This is a genomic window from Streptomyces sp. NPDC055632, assembly GCF_053618675.1.
Genome location: NZ_JBSHHY010000009.1, coordinates 117,910 through 135,200, shown reverse-complemented (window position 1 = coordinate 135,200; position 17,291 = coordinate 117,910). Strand labels below are relative to the sequence as shown.

Annotated in this window: 13 protein-coding genes, 1 tRNA gene and 1 pseudogene; 13 read left to right on the top strand and 2 right to left on the bottom strand. The window is 72.1% G+C overall.

The features are described from left to right. Window positions 1-145 precede the first annotated feature (145 nt). Together ACWGSR_RS15110 and ACWGSR_RS15105 are read left to right on the top strand one after the other, a co-directional pair. Complete coding sequence (locus ACWGSR_RS15110) at window positions 146-658, top strand: YwqJ-related putative deaminase (RefSeq protein ID WP_376234073.1); 513 nt, start codon at window positions 146-148, stop codon at window positions 656-658. Between the two features lie 10 nt (window positions 659-668). Next, window positions 669-1,157 carry an SUKH-3 domain-containing protein gene (locus tag ACWGSR_RS15105; protein WP_376234071.1) on the top strand — a complete coding sequence of 163 codons (489 nt, stop codon included), beginning with the start codon at window positions 669-671 and terminating at the stop codon, window positions 1,155-1,157. Window positions 1,158-1,313: 156 nt separating this feature from the next. Here the strand turns inward: ACWGSR_RS15105 and ACWGSR_RS15100 are convergent, their stop codons facing one another. Continuing rightward, entirely contained in the window at window positions 1,314-2,648 is a 1,335-nt protein-coding gene (locus ACWGSR_RS15100; protein WP_453566681.1) for a sensor histidine kinase, read from the bottom strand. Window positions 2,649-2,777: 129 nt separating this feature from the next. Here ACWGSR_RS15100 and ACWGSR_RS15095 point away from each other — a divergent pair, with 129 nt between their 5' ends. The 7 genes from ACWGSR_RS15095 to ACWGSR_RS15065 all read left to right on the top strand — a co-directional run bounded on the left by ACWGSR_RS15095 (window position 2,778) and on the right by ACWGSR_RS15065 (window position 8,523). Next, entirely contained in the window at window positions 2,778-3,635 is an 858-nt protein-coding gene (locus ACWGSR_RS15095; protein ID WP_453566679.1) for a hypothetical protein, read from the top strand. Window positions 3,636-3,664: 29 nt separating this feature from the next. Then, window positions 3,665-3,736 (top strand) — tRNA-Gln (locus ACWGSR_RS15090). A gap of 163 nt (window positions 3,737-3,899) precedes the next feature. Then, entirely contained in the window at window positions 3,900-5,333 is a 1,434-nt protein-coding gene (gene glmU / locus ACWGSR_RS15085) for a bifunctional UDP-N-acetylglucosamine diphosphorylase/glucosamine-1-phosphate N-acetyltransferase GlmU (RefSeq protein ID WP_453566677.1), read from the top strand. Window positions 5,334-5,453: 120 nt separating this feature from the next. Then, window positions 5,454-6,428, top strand: coding sequence for a ribose-phosphate diphosphokinase (locus tag ACWGSR_RS15080; protein ID WP_030216703.1), 975 nt, complete (start codon window positions 5,454-5,456; stop codon window positions 6,426-6,428). A 240-nt stretch (window positions 6,429-6,668) separates the two neighbouring features. Next, window positions 6,669-7,289, top strand: a complete 621-nt coding sequence (locus tag ACWGSR_RS15075) for a 50S ribosomal protein L25/general stress protein Ctc (RefSeq protein ID WP_376234060.1) — start codon at window positions 6,669-6,671, stop codon at window positions 7,287-7,289. A 157-nt stretch (window positions 7,290-7,446) separates the two neighbouring features. Beyond that, window positions 7,447-8,043: an aminoacyl-tRNA hydrolase gene (gene pth / locus ACWGSR_RS15070; RefSeq protein ID WP_453566675.1), complete on the top strand. Its 597-nt coding sequence runs from the start codon at window positions 7,447-7,449 to the stop codon at window positions 8,041-8,043. A gap of 39 nt (window positions 8,044-8,082) precedes the next feature. Further along, the gene (locus ACWGSR_RS15065) at window positions 8,083-8,523 is read left to right on the top strand and encodes a hypothetical protein (protein ID WP_376234057.1); all 441 of its coding nucleotides are present in this window, start codon (window positions 8,083-8,085) and stop codon (window positions 8,521-8,523) included. 108 nt (window positions 8,524-8,631) lie between these two features. Here ACWGSR_RS15065 and ppc read toward each other — a convergent pair whose 3' ends face one another. Next, window positions 8,632-11,373, bottom strand: coding sequence for a phosphoenolpyruvate carboxylase (gene ppc, locus ACWGSR_RS15060; RefSeq protein ID WP_453566672.1), 2,742 nt, complete (start codon window positions 11,371-11,373; stop codon window positions 8,632-8,634). Window positions 11,374-11,625: 252 nt separating this feature from the next. On the opposite strand from ppc, the gene ACWGSR_RS15055 reads away from it, so the two are divergent. The 4 genes and pseudogenes from ACWGSR_RS15055 to ACWGSR_RS15040 form a co-directional block, all read left to right on the top strand. Then, window positions 11,626-12,618, top strand: coding sequence for an acyl-CoA desaturase (locus ACWGSR_RS15055; protein WP_376234053.1), 993 nt, complete (start codon window positions 11,626-11,628; stop codon window positions 12,616-12,618). Then, window positions 12,618-13,307, top strand: coding sequence for a TetR/AcrR family transcriptional regulator (locus tag ACWGSR_RS15050; RefSeq protein WP_366377239.1), 690 nt, complete (start codon window positions 12,618-12,620; stop codon window positions 13,305-13,307). Before ACWGSR_RS15055 ends, ACWGSR_RS15050 begins: the two co-directional genes overlap by 1 nt. Window positions 13,308-13,617: 310 nt before the next feature. Then, a complete protein-coding gene (locus ACWGSR_RS15045) occupies window positions 13,618-15,321 on the top strand; it encodes an FG-GAP repeat domain-containing protein (RefSeq protein WP_453566670.1) in 1,704 nt (567 codons plus the stop codon). A gap of 365 nt (window positions 15,322-15,686) precedes the next feature. Next, window positions 15,687-17,153, top strand: a pseudogene (locus ACWGSR_RS15040) (FG-GAP repeat domain-containing protein); the annotation flags it as partial. Window positions 17,154-17,291 lie beyond the last annotated feature (138 nt).

Here is a 17,291-nt window from a genome sequence, read left to right as displayed (position 1 = left end):
CCAAACGTCACGGACCCATGACAGGCGCACCATGATTCCGACACACCGAAAGCGCGTTTCGGCGCCCCAGCTTCCCCATATGGCTCCCCATTTGGCAGGCTGTCCCCGCAACTCGGGGGGATTGCAGGAGGGGAAGACCAGCACCATGCACGCAGCAACGACGCCCACACAGGGTGACCCACGCCTCAACTGGAGCAGCAGCGCCGAGGCGGGCCGCGCACCCTTACTGCGTCACCGCCGCGACGGAATCCTCCCCGCCGTCGGGGCCGCCCTCTCCGTGCGCGGCGAGACCCTCACCGGCACCGCGGGCCGCGGCGACCGCCCGCCCGTCCTGCACCCGCTCGTCCAGGACTTCCTGGACACCCTCACCAGCGGCCAGCGGGAACGGTTCACCGGGCGATGTCCCGAGGCGATCCTGCTGTCCCGGCACCTCGCCGCCGCCGAGGGCGGACGCTCCCGGCGCGCCCAGCGCAAACCGCTCACCCACGGCGAGGCCCGCCGCTCCCTCAAGCACGCCAAGCTCACCGCGCGGCACATCCGCGAGGACGGCGACCCGCTGCACGGGAGCTACGCGCCGCCCTGCCGCTCCTGCACGGCGATGCTCGCCCACTTCGGCGTCCGCACCGTCGACCCCACCACGCCTGTCGAGAACGGCTGACCGCATCTCCATGCCCGACCACAGCACCACCCGCTTCCCGGTCAACGTCGACGCCGCCCTCCGCGAGGCCGGCTGGCAGCCCGGCCGCTGGGACATCAAGCTCGCCGAGGAGTGGGCCGACGCCCTGCGCGCCCACGTCTCCCCCGCCGGCCACCGGCACAGCGTCTTCCCCGCCGTCGTCGAGGCCTGGGCGGAGTTCGGCGGCCTGCGGATCACCGCGCCCGGCCACGGCCGGCAGATAGCCCCCGCAGCCGTCCGCTTCGACCCGCTCGCCGGCCTCCACCTCTCCCGCACCCTCGCGGACCTCGGCCGCGCCCTGGAGACCGAACTCGCACCGCTCGGAGAGGAGGGCGACCACCGGGCGGTCCTGGCGATGGACGCGGAGGGCCGCGTCTACAGCCTCGACCACGCGGGCGACTGGTACCTCGGCAAGGACATCGACGCGGCGCTCTCGGCCCTGGTGACGGGAGCGCAGCCGACGCGGCTGACGGCGGGGTAGGCCGTACGGACAGGTGGCAGGTGACAGACGGCAGACGACAGACGACAGACGACAGACGACAGGTAGCAGACGGCAGGTGGCAGGTGTGCGGGGCCGGAAGAGACCGGCCCCGCCCGGCCTGCACCGCCTCCGCCACCCGCTCCGTCCCGGCCCGGCCTACACCGCCTCCGCCACCCGTTCCGTCCCGGCCTCCGGCTCCCGCACCGGCAGCACCGCCGACACCTTGAAGCCGCCCGCGTCCGTCGGACCGGACACGAACGCGCCGCCCAGCCGGGAGACCCGCTCCCGCATCCCCACGAGCCCGTTGCCCCCGCTCGGCAGACCGACGTCGGCGGCCCCCGCGTCCGAGGGGCACGGGCCGTTCTCCACCTGCATCGCGACCTCCGCCCCGCGGTGCGCCAGACGCACCACGACCTCGGCGCCCGCCGCGTGCTTGTGGACGTTGGTCAGGGCCTCCTGCACCACGCGGTACGCCGTGCGCTCCAGCTCCGGCGGGTACGCGCGCACCTCCCCCGTCACCACGAGCTCCACGACCGCCCCCGCGAGCCGCGACTGCTCGCACAGCGCCTCCAGGGCGTCCAGGCACGGCCCGTCGTCGGCGGCGGCCTCGGCGGCAGCGGCGGCGGCCCGGCCGACGGCGGCCAGCGGCACCGGCGCGGGGGCGGCGGGCACGGTCCCCTCCCTGAGCACGCCGAGCATCTCCCGCAGCTCGGTGAGCGCCTGCCGGCCCATGTCGCCGACGAGGGCGGCGTTCTTCACGGCCTTCTGCGGGTCCTTCAGGGCCACCGCCTGGAGCGCGGCGGCGTGCACGACCATCAGCGACACCCGGTGCGCGACGACGTCGTGCATCTCGCGGGCGATCCGGGTCCGCTCCTCCTGCCGGGCCCACTGGGCCCGCTGCTCGGCCCGGTCGGCGAGGAGCGACAGCTCCTGCTCCAGGCTGTCGGCCCGCTCCCGCAGGCTCTCCATGAGCCGCCGGCGGGCCCCTATGTAGAGGCCGAGGAGGAGGGGCGGCGCGTTGAGCCCGAGGGTCAGGAGGAGCGCCATGCCCGGCACGTACCAGCTGCTCGTCTCCAGCTCGGCGCGGGCGATGTCCTGCCGCAGCGAGACCACCGTCACGACGAACACGGCCGTCGTGGACATCCCGGCCAGGACGGCGGTGATCCGGCGCGGCACGTCGGAGGCGGCGAGCGTGTAGAGCCCGACGATCCCCATCAGGAAGCCCATCTCGGCGGGCGCGACGGCGATCGACACGAGGACGACGGCGATGGGCCAGCGGCGGCGCACGACGAGCACGGAGCCGACGAGCAGCCCGAACACCACCCCGAGGGGCACGGGCAGCACGGCCTTCTCCGCGAAGCCGACGCCTTCGAGCCCGCACTCCAGCGCGGACACGACCGCGAGTCCCACGTCGAGGACGGCGCTCCGCCGTCTCCCCCACCACCGGCCCCCGACGCCCGCGGCGTCCCGATCTGCCCCCGTTACGGTCATGCCCACCACCCTACGGGCGGGCCCGCCCCCGACACGCCCCTCGTCAACGCTGTGAACACCAGTCCCTCGAACTGTTGAATCGCCAGAGTTTTCGACCCGGACGTCCGGATTCCGGACGAGGGTGTTCGCATGACAGCCGAGACGAGCCGGTACGCCGACTTCGAAGCCCTTCGGGAGCGGGCCGTCGCCCTCCGCCGCGAAGGCCTCAGCCTGCGGCAGATCCGCGACCGGCTGAAGGTCTACAACAACGACCTCCTCCACCGCCTGGTGAAGGGCGAGCCCCCGCCGGAGTGGACCAGGCGCCCCAACGCCAGGGACGACCTGCGCGCCCGCGCCCGCGAGCTGCGCCTGGAGGGCTGGACGTACGACCGGATCCAGCTGGAGCTGGGCTGCTCGAAGAGCTCGATCTCGCTGTGGGTCCGGGACCTGCCGAAGCCGGAACCCCGGTACACCGAGGAGGAGCGCCGGGCCCGGATGGACGCGGGTCTCGCCCGCCTGCGCGCGACGCGGGACGAGGAGCGGCAGGAGACCAAGCGGCTGGCGCACGAGTCCGTCGGGGCCCTGTCGGACCGGGAGCTGTTCATCGCCGGGGTGACGCTCTACTGGGCCGAGGGCGCCAAGGACAAGGCGTACAGACGGCGCGAGGTCCTCCAGTTCATCAACAGCGACCCGAACGTCATCACCCTCTACCTGCGGTGGCTGGACCTCCTGGGCGTCACGCCCGACCGGCTGCGCTTCCGGGTCAGCATCCACGAGAGCGCGGACGTCGCGGAGGCCGAGGGGTTCTGGGCGGAACTGGCCGGGGTCGACGGCTCGACGTTCCAGAGGGCCACCCTGAAGCGCCACAACCCCCGGACCGTCCGGAAGAACACCGGGGAGGCCTACCGGGGGTGCCTCGTCGTCTACGTCACGGGAGGCTCGGAGCTTTACCGTCGCATGGAGGGGGCCTGGTACGGCATAGTAGAGGCCGCCGGGGCACGGGACTGACGTCATGTCCGTTTTGGCCCCATACACCATCCCCTGTGGTGTAATTGGCAGCACTGGGGCTTTTGGTGCCCTATGTCCGGGTTCGAGTCCTGGCGGGGGAGCTGTGCGTCGCGGGTCCTGACCTCCACGGTCAGGACCCGCGCTCATGTCCGCCCCCCGACCCCCCGGTATCCTTCGTGCGTCCACCACCCAAAGCCGAAGGGCATTCCCGTGAGCGCCAACCTCCCCCAAGTTCTCGGCTCCACTCGAACAGGGGAGGCCCCCTTGGCAGCCGTCGTCGTCCTCGCGGCGGGTGAGGGCACCCGCATGAAGTCGAAGACCCCCAAGGTCCTGCACGAGATCGCCGGGCGTTCGCTCGTCGGGCACGTCGTGTCCGCCGCCCGCGAGCTGGAGCCCGAGCACCTCGTCGTGGTCGTCGGGCACGCCCGGGAGCAGGTGCGGGGGCACCTGGAGGAGCACTACGCCGGCACCCGCACCGCCGTCCAGGAGGAGCAGAACGGCACCGGGCACGCGGTGCGCATGGCCCTGGAGGAGCTGGGCGAGGCGCCCGAGGGGACCGTCGTGGTCGTCTGCGGCGACACCCCGCTGCTCTCCGGCGAGACCCTGCGCGCCCTGGCGGACGCCCACGCGGCCGACGGCAACGCCGTCACCGTGCTGAGCGCCGAGGTCCCCGACTCCACCGGTTACGGGCGGATCGTGCGGGACGCGGCGACCGGCGCCGTGACCGAGATCGTCGAGCACAAGGACGCCTCCGACGAGCAGCGCGCGATCCGGGAGATCAACTCCGGCGTCTTCGCGTTCGACGGGAAGCTGCTCGCCGAGGCCCTGGGCCAGGTGCGGACCGACAACAGCCAGGGCGAGGAGTACCTCACCGACGTGCTGTCGATCCTGCGCGAGGCCGGGCACCGGGTCGGCGCCTCCGTGGCCGCCGACCACCGCGAGATCCTCGGGATCAACAACCGGGTGCAGCTCGCCGAGGCCCGCGGTCTGCTGAACCGGCGCCTCCTGGAGCGCGCCATGCTCGCCGGCGTGACCGTCGTCGACCCCGGTTCGGTGTTCGTCGACGTGACGGTGACCTTCGAGCAGGACGCGGTGCTCCTGCCCGGTACGCAGCTCCTGGGCGCCACGCACGTCGGCGAGGACGCCGTGGTCGGCCCGAACACGCGCCTCAAGGACACCACCGTCGGCGCGGGCGCCCGGGTGGACAACACGGTGGCGGATTCGGCCACGGTCGGCGCGGGCGCCTCCGTGGGCCCGTACGCGTATCTGCGTCCGGGCACGAACCTGGGCGCGAAGGCCAAGGCGGGCACGTACGTCGAGATGAAGAACGCGACGATCGGTGAGGGCACCAAGGTCCCCCACCTGTCGTACGTGGGCGACGCGACGATCGGCGAGTACACGAACATCGGCGCGGCGAGCGTCTTCGTGAACTACGACGGCGAGGCGAAGCACCACACCACGATCGGGTCCCACTGCAAGACCGGCTCGGACAACATGTTTGTGGCTCCCGTCACGATCGGGGACGGCGCCTACACGGCCGCCGGGTCCGTGATCACGAAGGACGTGCCGGCCGGCGCCCTGGCCGTGGCCCGGGGCCAGCAGCGGAATATCGAGGGCTGGGTGGCCCGGAAGCGGCCCGGCAGCGCCGCCGCGCAGGCCGCTCAGGCCGGCTCGGAGGGTCCCACCGGCGAAAGCTGACCGGAAACGGGTACGCCGAACTCGGCGTACCGTGATACGTGCACACAAATTCGGCTGGTTCGCTCACGCGCACGGGAGCGCGGGATCGCGGCCAGGGAACACGTCTGAGGAGACAGTGCTGTGACCGGGATCAAGACGACCGGCGAGAAGAAGCTGATGCTCTTCTCCGGCCGCGCCCACCCCGAGCTGGCCGAGGAGGTCGCGCACCAGCTGGGCGTCGGCCTCGTTCCCACCAAGGCGTTCGACTTCGCCAACGGTGAGATCTACGTCCGCTTCCAGGAGTCGGCCCGTGGTGCGGACTGCTTCCTGATCCAGAGCCACACGGCTCCGATCAACAAGTGGATCATGGAGCAGCTGATCATGATCGATGCGCTGAAGCGGGCCTCGGCCCGCAGCATCACCGTGATCATCCCGTCGTACGGCTACGCCCGTCAGGACAAGAAGCACCGCGGCCGCGAGCCGATCTCGGCGCGTCTGGTGGCGGACCTGCTGAAGACGGCGGGCGCGCACCGGATCCTGACCGTGGACCTGCACACGGACCAGATCCAGGGCTTCTTCGACGGTCCGGTGGACCACCTGTCGGCGCTGCCGGTCCTCGCGGACTACGTGGGCGCGAAGGTCGACCGCTCCAAGCTGACGATCGTCTCCCCGGACGCGGGCCGCGTGCGGGTCGCCGACCGCTGGTGCGACCGTCTGGACGCCCCGCTGGCGATCGTGCACAAGCGGCGCGACAAGGACGTCGCCAACCAGGTGACCGTGCACGAGGTCGTCGGTGACGTGAAGGGCCGCGTGTGCGTCCTGGTGGACGACATGGTCGACACGGGCGGCACGATCTGCGCGGCGGCGGACGCCCTGTTCGCGCACGGCGCCGAGGACGTCATCGTGACGGCGACGCACGGCATCCTGTCGGGTCCGGCGGCCGACCGCCTGAAGAACTCGAAGGTCAGCGAGTTCGTGTTCACGGACACGCTGCCGGTTCCGGGCGCCCTGGAGCTGGACAAGATCACGGTGCTCTCGATCGCGCCGACGATCGCGCGCGCGGTGCGCGAGGTGTTCGAGGACGGTTCGGTGACGAGCCTCTTCGAGGAGCACTGAGCCTCCGAGAAGGAGCAGGGAGGGCCGTTTCCCCGGTGGGGAGGCGGCCCTTTCCCGTGCTCGCGCTGATCCATTTGGGCGGTTCGGGGGCGGCGGGTAGACTGCCGGGGTTGCTCGGCGAGGGAGGCCGTGCCCGTTGAGGGTCACGGCGGTCCGTTATCGACGCGCTCTTCGTAGCAGGCCATCGCCAGTCGTGGCCGGGTGACCTCGTTTTCCGTCACCTTCTACGAGGAGTGCACCATGTCCGAGGTCAAGATCGCCGCCTCCGTCCGTTCGGAGTTCGGCAAGGGCGCCGCCCGCAAGATCCGCCGTGACAACAAGGTCCCCGTCGTCCTCTACGGCCACGGCACGGACCCGGTCCACCTGACCCTCCCGGGCCACGAGCTGCTGCTCGCCCTGCGTACGCCGAACGTCCTGCTCTCGCTCGACATCGACGGCAAGGGCCAGGAGCTGGCGATCCCGAAGGCCGTGCAGCGCGACCCGCTGAAGGGCTTCCTGGAGCACGTCGACCTGATCCTCGTGAAGCGCGGCGAGAAGGTCACCGTCGAGGTTCCGGTCCAGGCCGAGGGCGAGCTGGCCGCCGGTGGCAACCTCCTTGAGCACGTGCTGAACACCCTCTCGGTCGAGGCCGAGGCCACCCACCTGCCCGAGTCCTTCTCGGTCTCCGTCGAGGGCCTGGAGGCCGGTGCCTCCGTCCTCGCCAAGGACATCGAGCTCCCCAAGGGCACCACCCTGGTGACCGACGCCGACGCCGTCGTCCTCCAGGTCCTGGCCGCCCAGGCCGAGGAGCCGGCCGCCGAGGGCACCGAGGCCGCCGAGGGCGAGGCCGTCGAGGCCGCCGCCGAGGGCGACGAGGCCTGAGCCGTAGGCTCTGCCTGATGTGACGGGGTGACCGGGCCGCACGGCCCGTCACCCCGTTTCCCTTGTACGGGTACGAACGTACGGGTACGGACGCGACGGCTTACGGACGTACGGGTACGGACGCGACGGCTTACGGACACGAGGAGACCTGACGCACATGACGGACGACGCCGACGCCCCCTGGCTGATCGTCGGCCTCGGCAACCCGGGGCCCGAGTACGCGGCGAACCGCCACAACATCGGCTTCATGGTCGTGGACCTGCTCGCGGAGCGGATCCGCGGCTCGTTCAAGCGGGCCCAGAAGGCGCAGGCGCAAGTGGTGGAGGGCCGGATGGGTCCGCCAGGACCGGCGAGCCGGCGGGTGGTGCTCGCGAAGCCGATGTCGTACATGAACCTGTCGGGCGGCCCGGTGACGGCGCTGCGCGACTTCTACAAGGTGCCGACGGCGCACGTGGTGGCGGTCCACGACGAGCTGGACGTCGACTACGGGGTGCTGCGGCTGAAGCTGGGCGGCGGGGACAACGGGCACAACGGCCTGAAGTCGATGACGAAGGCGATGGGCGCCGACTACCACCGGGTGCGGTGCGGGATCGGGCGTCCGCCGGGCCGGATGCAGGTCGCGGACTTCGTGCTGAAGGACTTCTCGTCGGCGGAGCGCAAGGACCTGGACTGGTTCGTGGACCGGGCGGCGGACGCGGTGGAGTGCCTGGTGGCGGAGGGCCTGGAGCGGGCGCAGTCCGCGTACAACTCCTGAGGCCGGCCATGCGGACGTACGGATGTACGATCGCGGGTCATGACGCACGTCCGTAACGCAGTCCTGGCCCTGGTCGCCCTGCTCCTCGTCGTCGCGGGCGTGTGGACCTCGTGGGCCTCGGCCCAGCACGTGCTGCTGGGCAAGGGGCGCGAGCACGGCACCCTGACGGTGACGGCCTGCGGCGAGGAGACGTGCAGCGGGCGCTACGTTCCCGGGGAGCCCGGCTCGGCGCGCCGCGCGCTGACGATAGGGCGTTCGGTGGCGGCGGAGCCGGGGGCGACGATCCCGGTGGTGGTGAAGCCGGGCACGGACGAGGGCGTACGGGCGGGCTGGGGCGGCGGGCTGCACGCCTGGCTGCCGCTGGGCGGTGCGCTGCTGCTCGCGGCGCCGCTGGTCGGGTGGCTGCGGCTGCCCCGGACGGCGTGGTCGCTCGCGGGGCTCGGCGGGGGGCTGCTGGTGGCGGCGTTCTTCGCGCTCTGAGACGTACGCCTTCGTGTTCCAAGCCGGACGCCCGGCTCCGCACCCACGACGAAGCCCCCGCCGGAAGGGATTCCGGCGGGGGCTTCGTCGTGTCCGTGCGGGGTGGGGTCAGCCGGTGTTGCGCAGGCCCGCGGCCACGCCGTTCACCGTGAGGAGCAGGGCCCGCGCGAGCAGCGGGTCCGGGTCCTCCTCGTGCTCGGCGACAGCGCGCTGGCGGGCGAGGAGGGCGACCTGGAGGTAGGAGATCGGGTCCAGGTAGGCGTCGCGGATGGCGAAGGTCTGCTGGAGGACCGGGTTGGAGTCGAGGAGCTTCTCGCCGCCGGTGATCTTGAGGACCTCGGAGACGGTCAGCTCGTGCTCGGCCCGGATGGTGTCGAAGACGTGCTTGAGGTCGTCGGGGACCAGGGTGTCGACGTAGTGGCGGGCGATGCGCAGATCCGTCTTCGCGAGCGTCATCTCCACGTTGGAGAGGAAGTTGCGGAAGAAGTGCCAGTGCTCGTACATCTCGCTAAGGACCGGGGCGCCCTCCTGCTGCGAGCCCCCCTCGCGCAGGGCCTTGAGGCCGGAGCCGACGCCGAACCAGCCGGGGACGATCTGGCGGGACTGGGTCCAGCCGAACACCCACGGGATGGCGCGGAGTCCGTCGAGCGAGACGCCGGAGCCGGGGCGGCGGGAGGGCCGTGAGCCCAGGTGCAGGTCGGCGAGCTGGTCGACGGGGGTGGAGGCGAGGAAGTACGCCGGCAGGCCGGGGTCCTCGACGAGCTTGCGGTAGGCGGTGTGGGCGGCGTCGGAGACGGTGTCCATGGCCGCGTCCCAGCGGGCGAGGGCCTCGTCGGACTGGCGCGGCGCGGTGTGCAGGGCGGAGGCCTGCAGGGTGGCGGCGACGGTCAGTTCGAGGTTCTCGCGGGCGAGGGACGGGATGAGGTACTTGTCGGAGATGACCTCGCCCTGCTCGGTCACCTTGATCTCGCCCTCCAGGGTGCCCCAGGGCTGGGCGAGGATCGCGTCGTGGGAGGGGCCGCCGCCGCGGCCGACGGTGCCGCCGCGGCCGTGGAAGAGGCGCAGGCGGACGCCGTAGCGGTGGGCGACGTCGCGCAGGCGCCGCTGGGCGCGGTGGATCTCCCACTGGGAGGTGGTGATGCCGCCGAACTTGGAGGAGTCGGAGTAGCCGAGCATGACCTCCTGGACGTCGCCGCGGAGCGAGACGAGGCGCCGGTAGGAGGGGTCGGCCAGCATGTCGTTGAGGATGACGTCGGCGGCCTTGAGCTCGTCGGTGGTCTCCAGGAGCGGCACGATGCCGATCTTGGCCCAGCCGGCGTGCAGGTCGACGAGGCCGGCCTCGCGGGCGAGGACGGCGGCGGCGAAGACGTCGTCGGCGCCCTGGCACATCGAGATGATGTACGACTCGATGACCTCGGGGCCGAAGCGCTCGAAGGCCTCCTTGACGGTGTGGAAGACGCCGAGGGTCTTCTGTCCGGCGGCGTCGAGGGGGGCCGGGGTGGGGGCGAGCGGGCGGCGCGAGCGCAGCTCCTTGGCGAGGAGCTTCTGCCGGTAGTCGCGGGGCATGTCCGCGTACCGCCAGGACTCCTCGCCGAGGCGGTCGAAGAGCTGGCCGAGGGCGTGGTGGTGGGCCTCGGCGTGCTCGCGGACGTCCATGGTGGCGAGCTGGAGGCCGAAGGCGGAGAGGGTGCGGATGACCCGGTCCATGCGCCCGTCGGCGAAGAGGGCGCCGCGGTGCTCGCGCAGCGAGGTCTGGATGAGGGTGAGGTCGTGGATCAGCTCGGCGGTGCCGAGGTAGTCGCGGCCCTCCTGGTGGGCGGTGCCGGTGGCGAGGCGCTCGCGGGTGTTGACGAGCTTCTGCCGGACGCAGGTGGCCTTGAGGCGGTACGGCTCCTCGGCGTTGAGGCGCTTGTAGCGGGGGCTGATCTCGGGGAGGAGTTCCAGGTCGCGCCCGAGGGACTCCAGGAGCTCCGGGGTGGCTCCGGTGTAGCGGATGGAGTTGGAGAGGAGTCCGCGCAGGAAGTCGACCAGTTCGAGGGCGTCGCTGATGCCGTGCTCGTGCTGGAGGATCAGGACGTCGCGGGTGACCTGGGGGGTGACGTTGGGGTTGCCGTCGCGGTCGCCGCCGATCCAGGTGCCGAAGGTGAGGGGGCGGGTGTCGGCGGGCAGCTCGACGCCGACGCGCTCCAGCTCGGCGGCGAGGTCCTCCAGGACGTCGCCGACGGCGCCGGCGTGCAGCTCGTCGAGGTAGTAGATGGCGTTGCGGGCCTCGTCGGCGGGCTCGGGGCGGACGACCCGGAGTTCGTCGGTCTGCCAGATGAGGTCGATGTTCTCGGCGAGGCGCAGGTCGGTGCGGCGCCGGTCGGCCTGGCCGACCGGGGTCTCCAGGAGGGCGGCGATCCGGCGCAGCTTGTTGAGGACGGAGCGGCGGGCGGCCTCGGTGGGGTGCGCGGTGAAGACGGGCCGCACGTTGAGGTTCTTGACGGTCTCGCGGACGTGCTCGGGGTCGCCGTCCTTGAGCATGTCGACGGTGCGGGCGAGGAGGCCGCCCTCGGCGGCGCGCTTCTCGCGCAGTTCACGGCCGCGGTGGACCTGCTCGGTGACGTTCGCGAGGTGGAAGTAGGTGGAGAAGGCGCGCACGAGCTTGGCGGCCGTCTCGAGTTCGACGCCGCGGAGCAGCTCGGCGGCGGCCTCGCCGTCCTCGCGGGTGAGGCTGCGGACGCGCTCGACGAGGTCGAGGAGTTCGTGGCCCTCCTGCCGGACGAGGGTCTCGCCCAGGAGGTCGCCCAGTCGGCGGATGTCGGCGCGCAGCTCGGTGCTGGCGGTGGGGGTCTGGTCGGCACTGCTCACAGGTGCGGCTCCTTGCAGTGTTTGAGCACGTCTGGAGGTGTTCTGGAGGCTTGCGGACCGCGCTGTCCGACGCACCAAGGATAGGTGGCCGTCCCTCCGGTGGCGGCCGGGCCCCTCTGGTGCCCTCTTGCCGCGCGCCACGACGCTGCCATACTTACGACACCGTAGGTTACGGATCCGTAGCCGCGTGACGGTTCACGTGCGCGTTTCCGCGCGCGTCACCCCTTCTGCCCTCACCTCCCAGGGAGACCCATGACCACGAGCCCCGAGATGACCTCGGCGTCCGAGGCGCCGGACGATCCGGACGGCGCCGGGGCCCTGCCCTTCGCCACGCTGGGCGGTGACAGGAAGGGGTCGGTCGAGCAGATCGCCCTGACGCTGTTCATCGTGGTGCCGTTCCTGGCGGTCCTCGCGGCGGTGCCGCTGGCGTGGGGTCGGGGGGTGAGCTGGCTGGATCTCGGTCTGCTGGTGGCGATGTACTTCATCGGCTGCCACGGGATCACGATCGGTTTCCACCGGTACTTCACGCACGGCTCGTTCAAGGCGAAGCGGCCGCTGCGGATCGCGCTCGCGATCATGGGGTCGCTGGCGGTGGAGGGCCCGCTGGTGCGCTGGGTGGCGGACCACCGCAAGCACCACAAGTTCTCGGACGCGGAGGGCGACCCGCATTCGCCGTGGCGGTTCGGCGAGACGGTCCCGGCGCTGATGAAGGGCCTGTGGTGGGCGCACATCGGCTGGATGTTCGACGAGGAGCGGACGCCGCAGCACAAGTACGCCCCCGATCTGATCAAGGATCCGGCGCTCCGGGCGATCTCGCGCCAGTTCGTGCTGTGGACGGTCGTGTCGCTGGCGATCCCGCCGCTGGTGGGCGGTCTGGTGACGTGGTCGTGGTGGGGCGCGTTCACGGCGTTCTTCTGGGGCTCGCTGGTGCGGGTGGCGCTGCTGCACCACGTGACGTGGTCGATCAACTCGATCTGCCACGCGGTGGGCAAGCGTCCGTTCAAGTCGCGCGACCGCTCGGGCAACGTGTGGTGGCTGGCGGTCCTTTCCTGCGGCGAGTCGTGGCACAACCTGCACCACGCGGACCCGACGTCGGCGCGGCACGGGGTGCTGCGCGGGCAGATCGACTCCAGCGCGCGGCTGATCCGCTGGTTCGAGATGGCGGGCTGGGCGTACGACGTGCGCTGGCCGGCGAAGTCCCGCATCGAAGCCCGCCGCCAGAGCGTGTCCGCAGACGCGGCATGATGGAAGACGTGGCGATCGAGGGCAGGACGGGCGGCAGTGGCGGCAGCGGCGGAGAGCAGAAGCCCCGGCGCGGGCGCCGGGTGCGGATGACGGGCGCGGAGCGCCGGGAGCAGCTGCTCGACATCGGCCGCACGCTGTTCGCCGCGAAGGGCTTCGAGGGCACGTCGGTGGAGGAGATCGCGGCGAAGGCCGGGGTCTCCAAGCCGGTGGTGTACGAGCACTTCGGGGGCAAGGAGGGGCTGTACGCGGTCGTGGTGGACCGGGAGATGCGCCAGCTCCTGGACGGGGTGACGGGGGCGCTGACGGCGGGGCATCCGCGGGAGCTCCTGGAGCAGGCGGCGTTCGCGCTGCTCGACTACATCGAGAACTACACGGACGGCTTCCGGATCCTCGTACGGGATTCGCCGGTGGCGCAGTCGACGGGCACGTTCGCGTCGCTGATCAGCGACATCGCCACGCAGGTGGAGGACATTCTGGGCCTGGAGTTCAAGGCGCGGGGGTTCGATCCGAAGCTGGCGCCGCTGTACGCGCAGGCGCTGGTGGGCAGTGTGGCCCTGACGGGCCAGTGGTGGCTGGACGTGCGCCGCCCGAAGAAGGCGGAGGTCGCGGCGCACCTGGTGAACCTGGCGTGGCACGGCCTGGACGGCCTGGAGCAGAAGCCGCGGCTGATAGGCCACCGCAAGAGCTGACGGGCCGGTGGCACCGGCGGGGCCCGGAGGGCCCGACCGGGCGGACCGGTGGGACGGACCGGCCGGACGGACCGGTGGGGCGGACCGGTGGGGCGGACCGGCCGGGCGGGGAGGGTCGGGCCCGGCGGCCGGAGGGCGTCTCCGGTCGCCGGGCGTACGCGTTGATGCCCTGTCGTAGGGGCGGGATATGCTCCAGCCGAAACCGGGAGGGTGTTCGCCCCCGGCGCGCGTCCTCCACGCGCGCGGGTGTCGCAGAGCCCCGCACCCGGTCCGTGGTCATCTGATCCCTGGGGGGGATCTCTTGCGTCCTGTGCGTTCCACGCGTGCGCGCCTCGCGGCCTGCACCGCTCTCGTCCTCTCCGCGGGCATGCTGCTCGCGACCCCGGCGTCGGCCGACAGGCCCTCGCCCCGCCCGGCCGTCGAGAAGCCGGCGCCCGGCTTCGCCCCGCCGACCCTGCGGATCCCGGAGGCCGCCGGCGCGGCCCGCCCGGGCGCCGCGGGGGCGTCCGGGGCCCGTCCCTCTCCGCTGCTGTCGGACTTCGACCGCGACGGGTACGGCGACCTGGTCTACCGTGCCTGGAACGGCAGCCTCTACACCGCCACGACCACGGACGGGGGCGGGCTCTTCCTCGGGGAGGCCACGGAGCCCGTCGAGGACGTCATCCCGATCGGGGACCAGGACGGCAACGCCGGCCCCGAGGTCCTGACGCTCTCGTCGAGCGGCGTGCTCTCCCTGTACGAGAACGCCACGCCCACCACCGCCTCGTACGCCTGGCGGGGCACCGGCTGGCAGACCTACAACAAGGTCCTCGCGCCCGGCGACGTGAACGACGACGGCCGCGCCGACCTGCTGGCCCGCGACCACGCCGGGAACCTGTACCTGTACTACGCCACCGGCGACCGCAAGCAGCCGTTCTCCGCGCGCGTGAAGGTCGGTCCCGGCTGGAACATGTACGACCAGCTCCTCGGCATCGGCGACAACAACGGCGACGGCTGGGCCGACCTGCTGGCCCGCGACCCCGCGGGCATCCTGTGGTTCTACCCCGGCAAGGGCGACAAGTCGGGGCCGTTCGGCGCCCGCAAGGCCGTCGGCGGCGGCTGGAACGCCTACAACCAGATCCTCGCCGTCGGCGACGACAACGCGGACGGCAACGGGGAGCTGGTCGCCCGCGACAAGAACGGCACCCTCTGGTACTACGTCGGCGTGGGCAAGGGCGTCTTCGCGACCCGCCGGCAGTCCGGCAGCACGGGTTACTGGGCGGGCGTTCCGCAGTTCGGCGGCGCGGGCAACATCCCGGTCACCGGCGAGAAGGAGGGCGTCCTGGCGCGGGACAGGGCCGGCACGCTGTTCTGGTACGGCAGCAGGACGGACGGCCTGCTCGCCGACCGCGGGCAGATCGGCGAAGTGGGCGACTGGGCTGGGGTCGGCCTCGCGCACCTGTCCTCGCTGGACCCGGACGCCTCGTCGGACGTCGCGTGGGTCGACCGGGGCGGCCTCTACGTCGACGGCGCGTACATCGGTCCCGGCTGGGACGCCTACGACGTGCTCGTGGGCCCGGGCGACCTGACCGGCGACGGGAAGGGCGACCTGCTGGCCCGGGACAAGTCCGGCGTCCTCCACCTGTACGCGGGCAACGGCGCGGGCACCGCCTTCGGCGGCCGGATCAAGATCGGCCCCGGCTGGGGCGCGTACGACAGGATCGTCGGTGCGGGCGACCACACCGGCGACGGCCGCGCGGACATCCTGGCCCGCACGCCGGGCGGCGACCTCTACCTGTACGCCGGCACCGGGAACACGGCCGCTCCGTTCAAGGACCGGGTGAAGATCGGTCCCGGCTGGCAGACCTACGCCAAGCTGGTGGCCCCCGGCGACCTCGACGCGGACGGCAAGGCCGACCTCATCGGCGTCGCCCCCAACGGCGACCTCTACCGCTACCTCAACACCGCGCCGGGCGTGTTCTCCTCACGCGTCGTGTTCGGCTCCGGGTTCCAGATCTACGACTCCGTGTCCTGACGGCCCGCGTCCCGACGACTTCGCGCCCTGACGGCCCGCAGGCCGACGGGCGTCCCGCACGGCCCGTCCGGGGGATCCGGGAAGCTCCGGATCCCCCGAACAAAACCCCTGGCAGATCGTGAGGCCCGGGGTAGGATCGTGTTCAACATCCGGGGGGGTGTTCCCATCCTCGAACGAAGCCGTCTCGGCGTGCCCGCAGGGCCCGCGCCGACGCCGTTCGATGCCGTGCGAACCCTCTCGTCCGACCTCTTTTCTCGTTCGAGTTCGCCGCACCTCTGATTCCTGGGGGGAATCTCTTGTTCTTCGCGCACTCCAAGCGTGCCGGCCGCGTCGCCGCCTGCACCGCTCTCGCCCTCTCCGCGGGCATGCTCCTGGCGGGCCCCGCGTCCGCCGACCCGACGCCGCCTCCGTCGGTCACGAAGGAGGCCGTCCAGCAGAAGGCGCCTTCCTTCACGCCTCCGCAGGTGACGCTCCCGCAGCGGGACGTCCGCGCGGGCGCCGCCACCGCCACGGCCAAGGCCGCGCCGCTGCTGTCCGACCTGGACCGCGACGGCTTCGAGGACATCGTCTTCCGCGCCCTGGACGGCGAGCTCTACTCCTCCACGTCCAGCGGCCAGGGCGGCCCGTTCGACCTCCTCCGCACCGGCGACGTCGCGAAGGAGATCATCCCGATCGGCAACCAGGGCGGTGCGGGCGAGCCCGAGGTGCTCGTCCTCTCCGAGAACGGCGCGCTGAGGCTGTACCGCGACGCCAACCCGTACGGCACCCCGACCTCGTCGTCGGTGGGCGGCGGCTGGCAGGTCTACAACAAGGTCACCTCGCCCGGTGACGTGAACGGCGACGGCCGCGCCGACGTGATCGCCCGCACCAAGGACGGGTACCTGTACCTGTACCTGGGCACCGGCAACCTGTCGAAGCCGCTCGGGGCCCGGACGGCGATCGGCCCCGGCTGGGGCTCCTACGACCAGCTCGTGGGCTTCAGCGACGCCAACGGCGACGGCAGGGCCGACCTGTACGCCCGCGACAACGCCGGCACGCTGTGGTTCTACGCCGGCACCGGCAAGCCGTCCGCGCCGTTCGGCGCCCGCAAGGCCATCGGCGGCGGCTGGGGCGCCTACACCCAGCTCCTGCCCGGCGGCGACGGCTTCCTGCTGGCCCGGGACAACGCGGGCACGCTGTACGTCTACGCGGGCAAGGGCAACGGCACCCTGGCCGGGCGCCAGAAGTCCGGCGACACGGGCAGCATGAAGGGCATCGTCCACTTCGCCAACGGCGGCGGCAACGCGTACACCGGCAAGGAGGGCTTCTTCGCGACCACGCCCGCCGGAGCCCTGTACTGGTACAGCAACGACACCGTCGGCAAGCCGAACCCGCGCGTGCTGGCCTCCGACAACGGCACCTACGACGAGACCTTCGTCCCCCAGCACTTCTCCTCGCTGGACGGGGACGGCCTCTCGGACCTCGGCATCCTCACCTACGGCGACCTCTACATCGAGGGCGAGTACATCGGCCCCGGCTGGGACACCTACGACCGGATCGTGGGCCCCGGCGACCTGACCGGCGACGGCAAGGGCGACCTGCTGGCCCGGGACAAGTCCGGCGTCCTCTACGTGTACGCGGGCAACGGCGCGGGCACCGCCTTCGGCGGCCGGATCAAGATCGGCCCCGGCTGGGGCGCGTACGACAAGATCATCGGTGCGGGCGACCACACCGGCGACGGCCGTACGGACATCCTGGCCACCACCCCGGGCGGCGACCTCTACCTCTACCCGGGCACCGGCACCGCGACCGCTCCGTTCAAGGGCCGCGTCAAGATCGGTCCCGGCTGGCAGACCTACGCCAAGCTGGTCGCCCCCGGCGACCTCAACGCCGACGGCAAGGCCGACCTCATCGGCGTCGCCCACAACGGCGACCTGTTCACCTACCTGAACACCGCGCCGGGCAAGTTCTCGGCGCGGGCCAGGTTCGGC

Bases quoted from the DNA above. Each gene is read 5' to 3' on its own strand.
- ACWGSR_RS15110 (WP_376234073.1), top strand. From the start codon at position 146: ATGCACGCAGCAACGACGCCCACACAGGGTGACCCACGCCTCAACTGG.
- ACWGSR_RS15105 (WP_376234071.1), top strand. From the start codon at position 669: ATGCCCGACCACAGCACCACCCGCTTCCCGGTCAACGTCGACGCCGCC.
- ACWGSR_RS15100 (WP_453566681.1), bottom strand. From the start codon at position 2,648: ATGACCGTAACGGGGGCAGATCGGGACGCCGCGGGCGTCGGGGGCCGG.
- ACWGSR_RS15095 (WP_453566679.1), top strand. From the start codon at position 2,778: ATGACAGCCGAGACGAGCCGGTACGCCGACTTCGAAGCCCTTCGGGAG.
- ACWGSR_RS15075 (WP_376234060.1), top strand. From the start codon at position 6,669: ATGTCCGAGGTCAAGATCGCCGCCTCCGTCCGTTCGGAGTTCGGCAAG.
- pth (WP_453566675.1), top strand. From the start codon at position 7,447: ATGACGGACGACGCCGACGCCCCCTGGCTGATCGTCGGCCTCGGCAAC.
- ACWGSR_RS15065 (WP_376234057.1), top strand. From the start codon at position 8,083: ATGACGCACGTCCGTAACGCAGTCCTGGCCCTGGTCGCCCTGCTCCTC.
- ACWGSR_RS15055 (WP_376234053.1), top strand. From the start codon at position 11,626: ATGACCACGAGCCCCGAGATGACCTCGGCGTCCGAGGCGCCGGACGAT.
- ACWGSR_RS15050 (WP_366377239.1), top strand. From the start codon at position 12,618: ATGGAAGACGTGGCGATCGAGGGCAGGACGGGCGGCAGTGGCGGCAGC.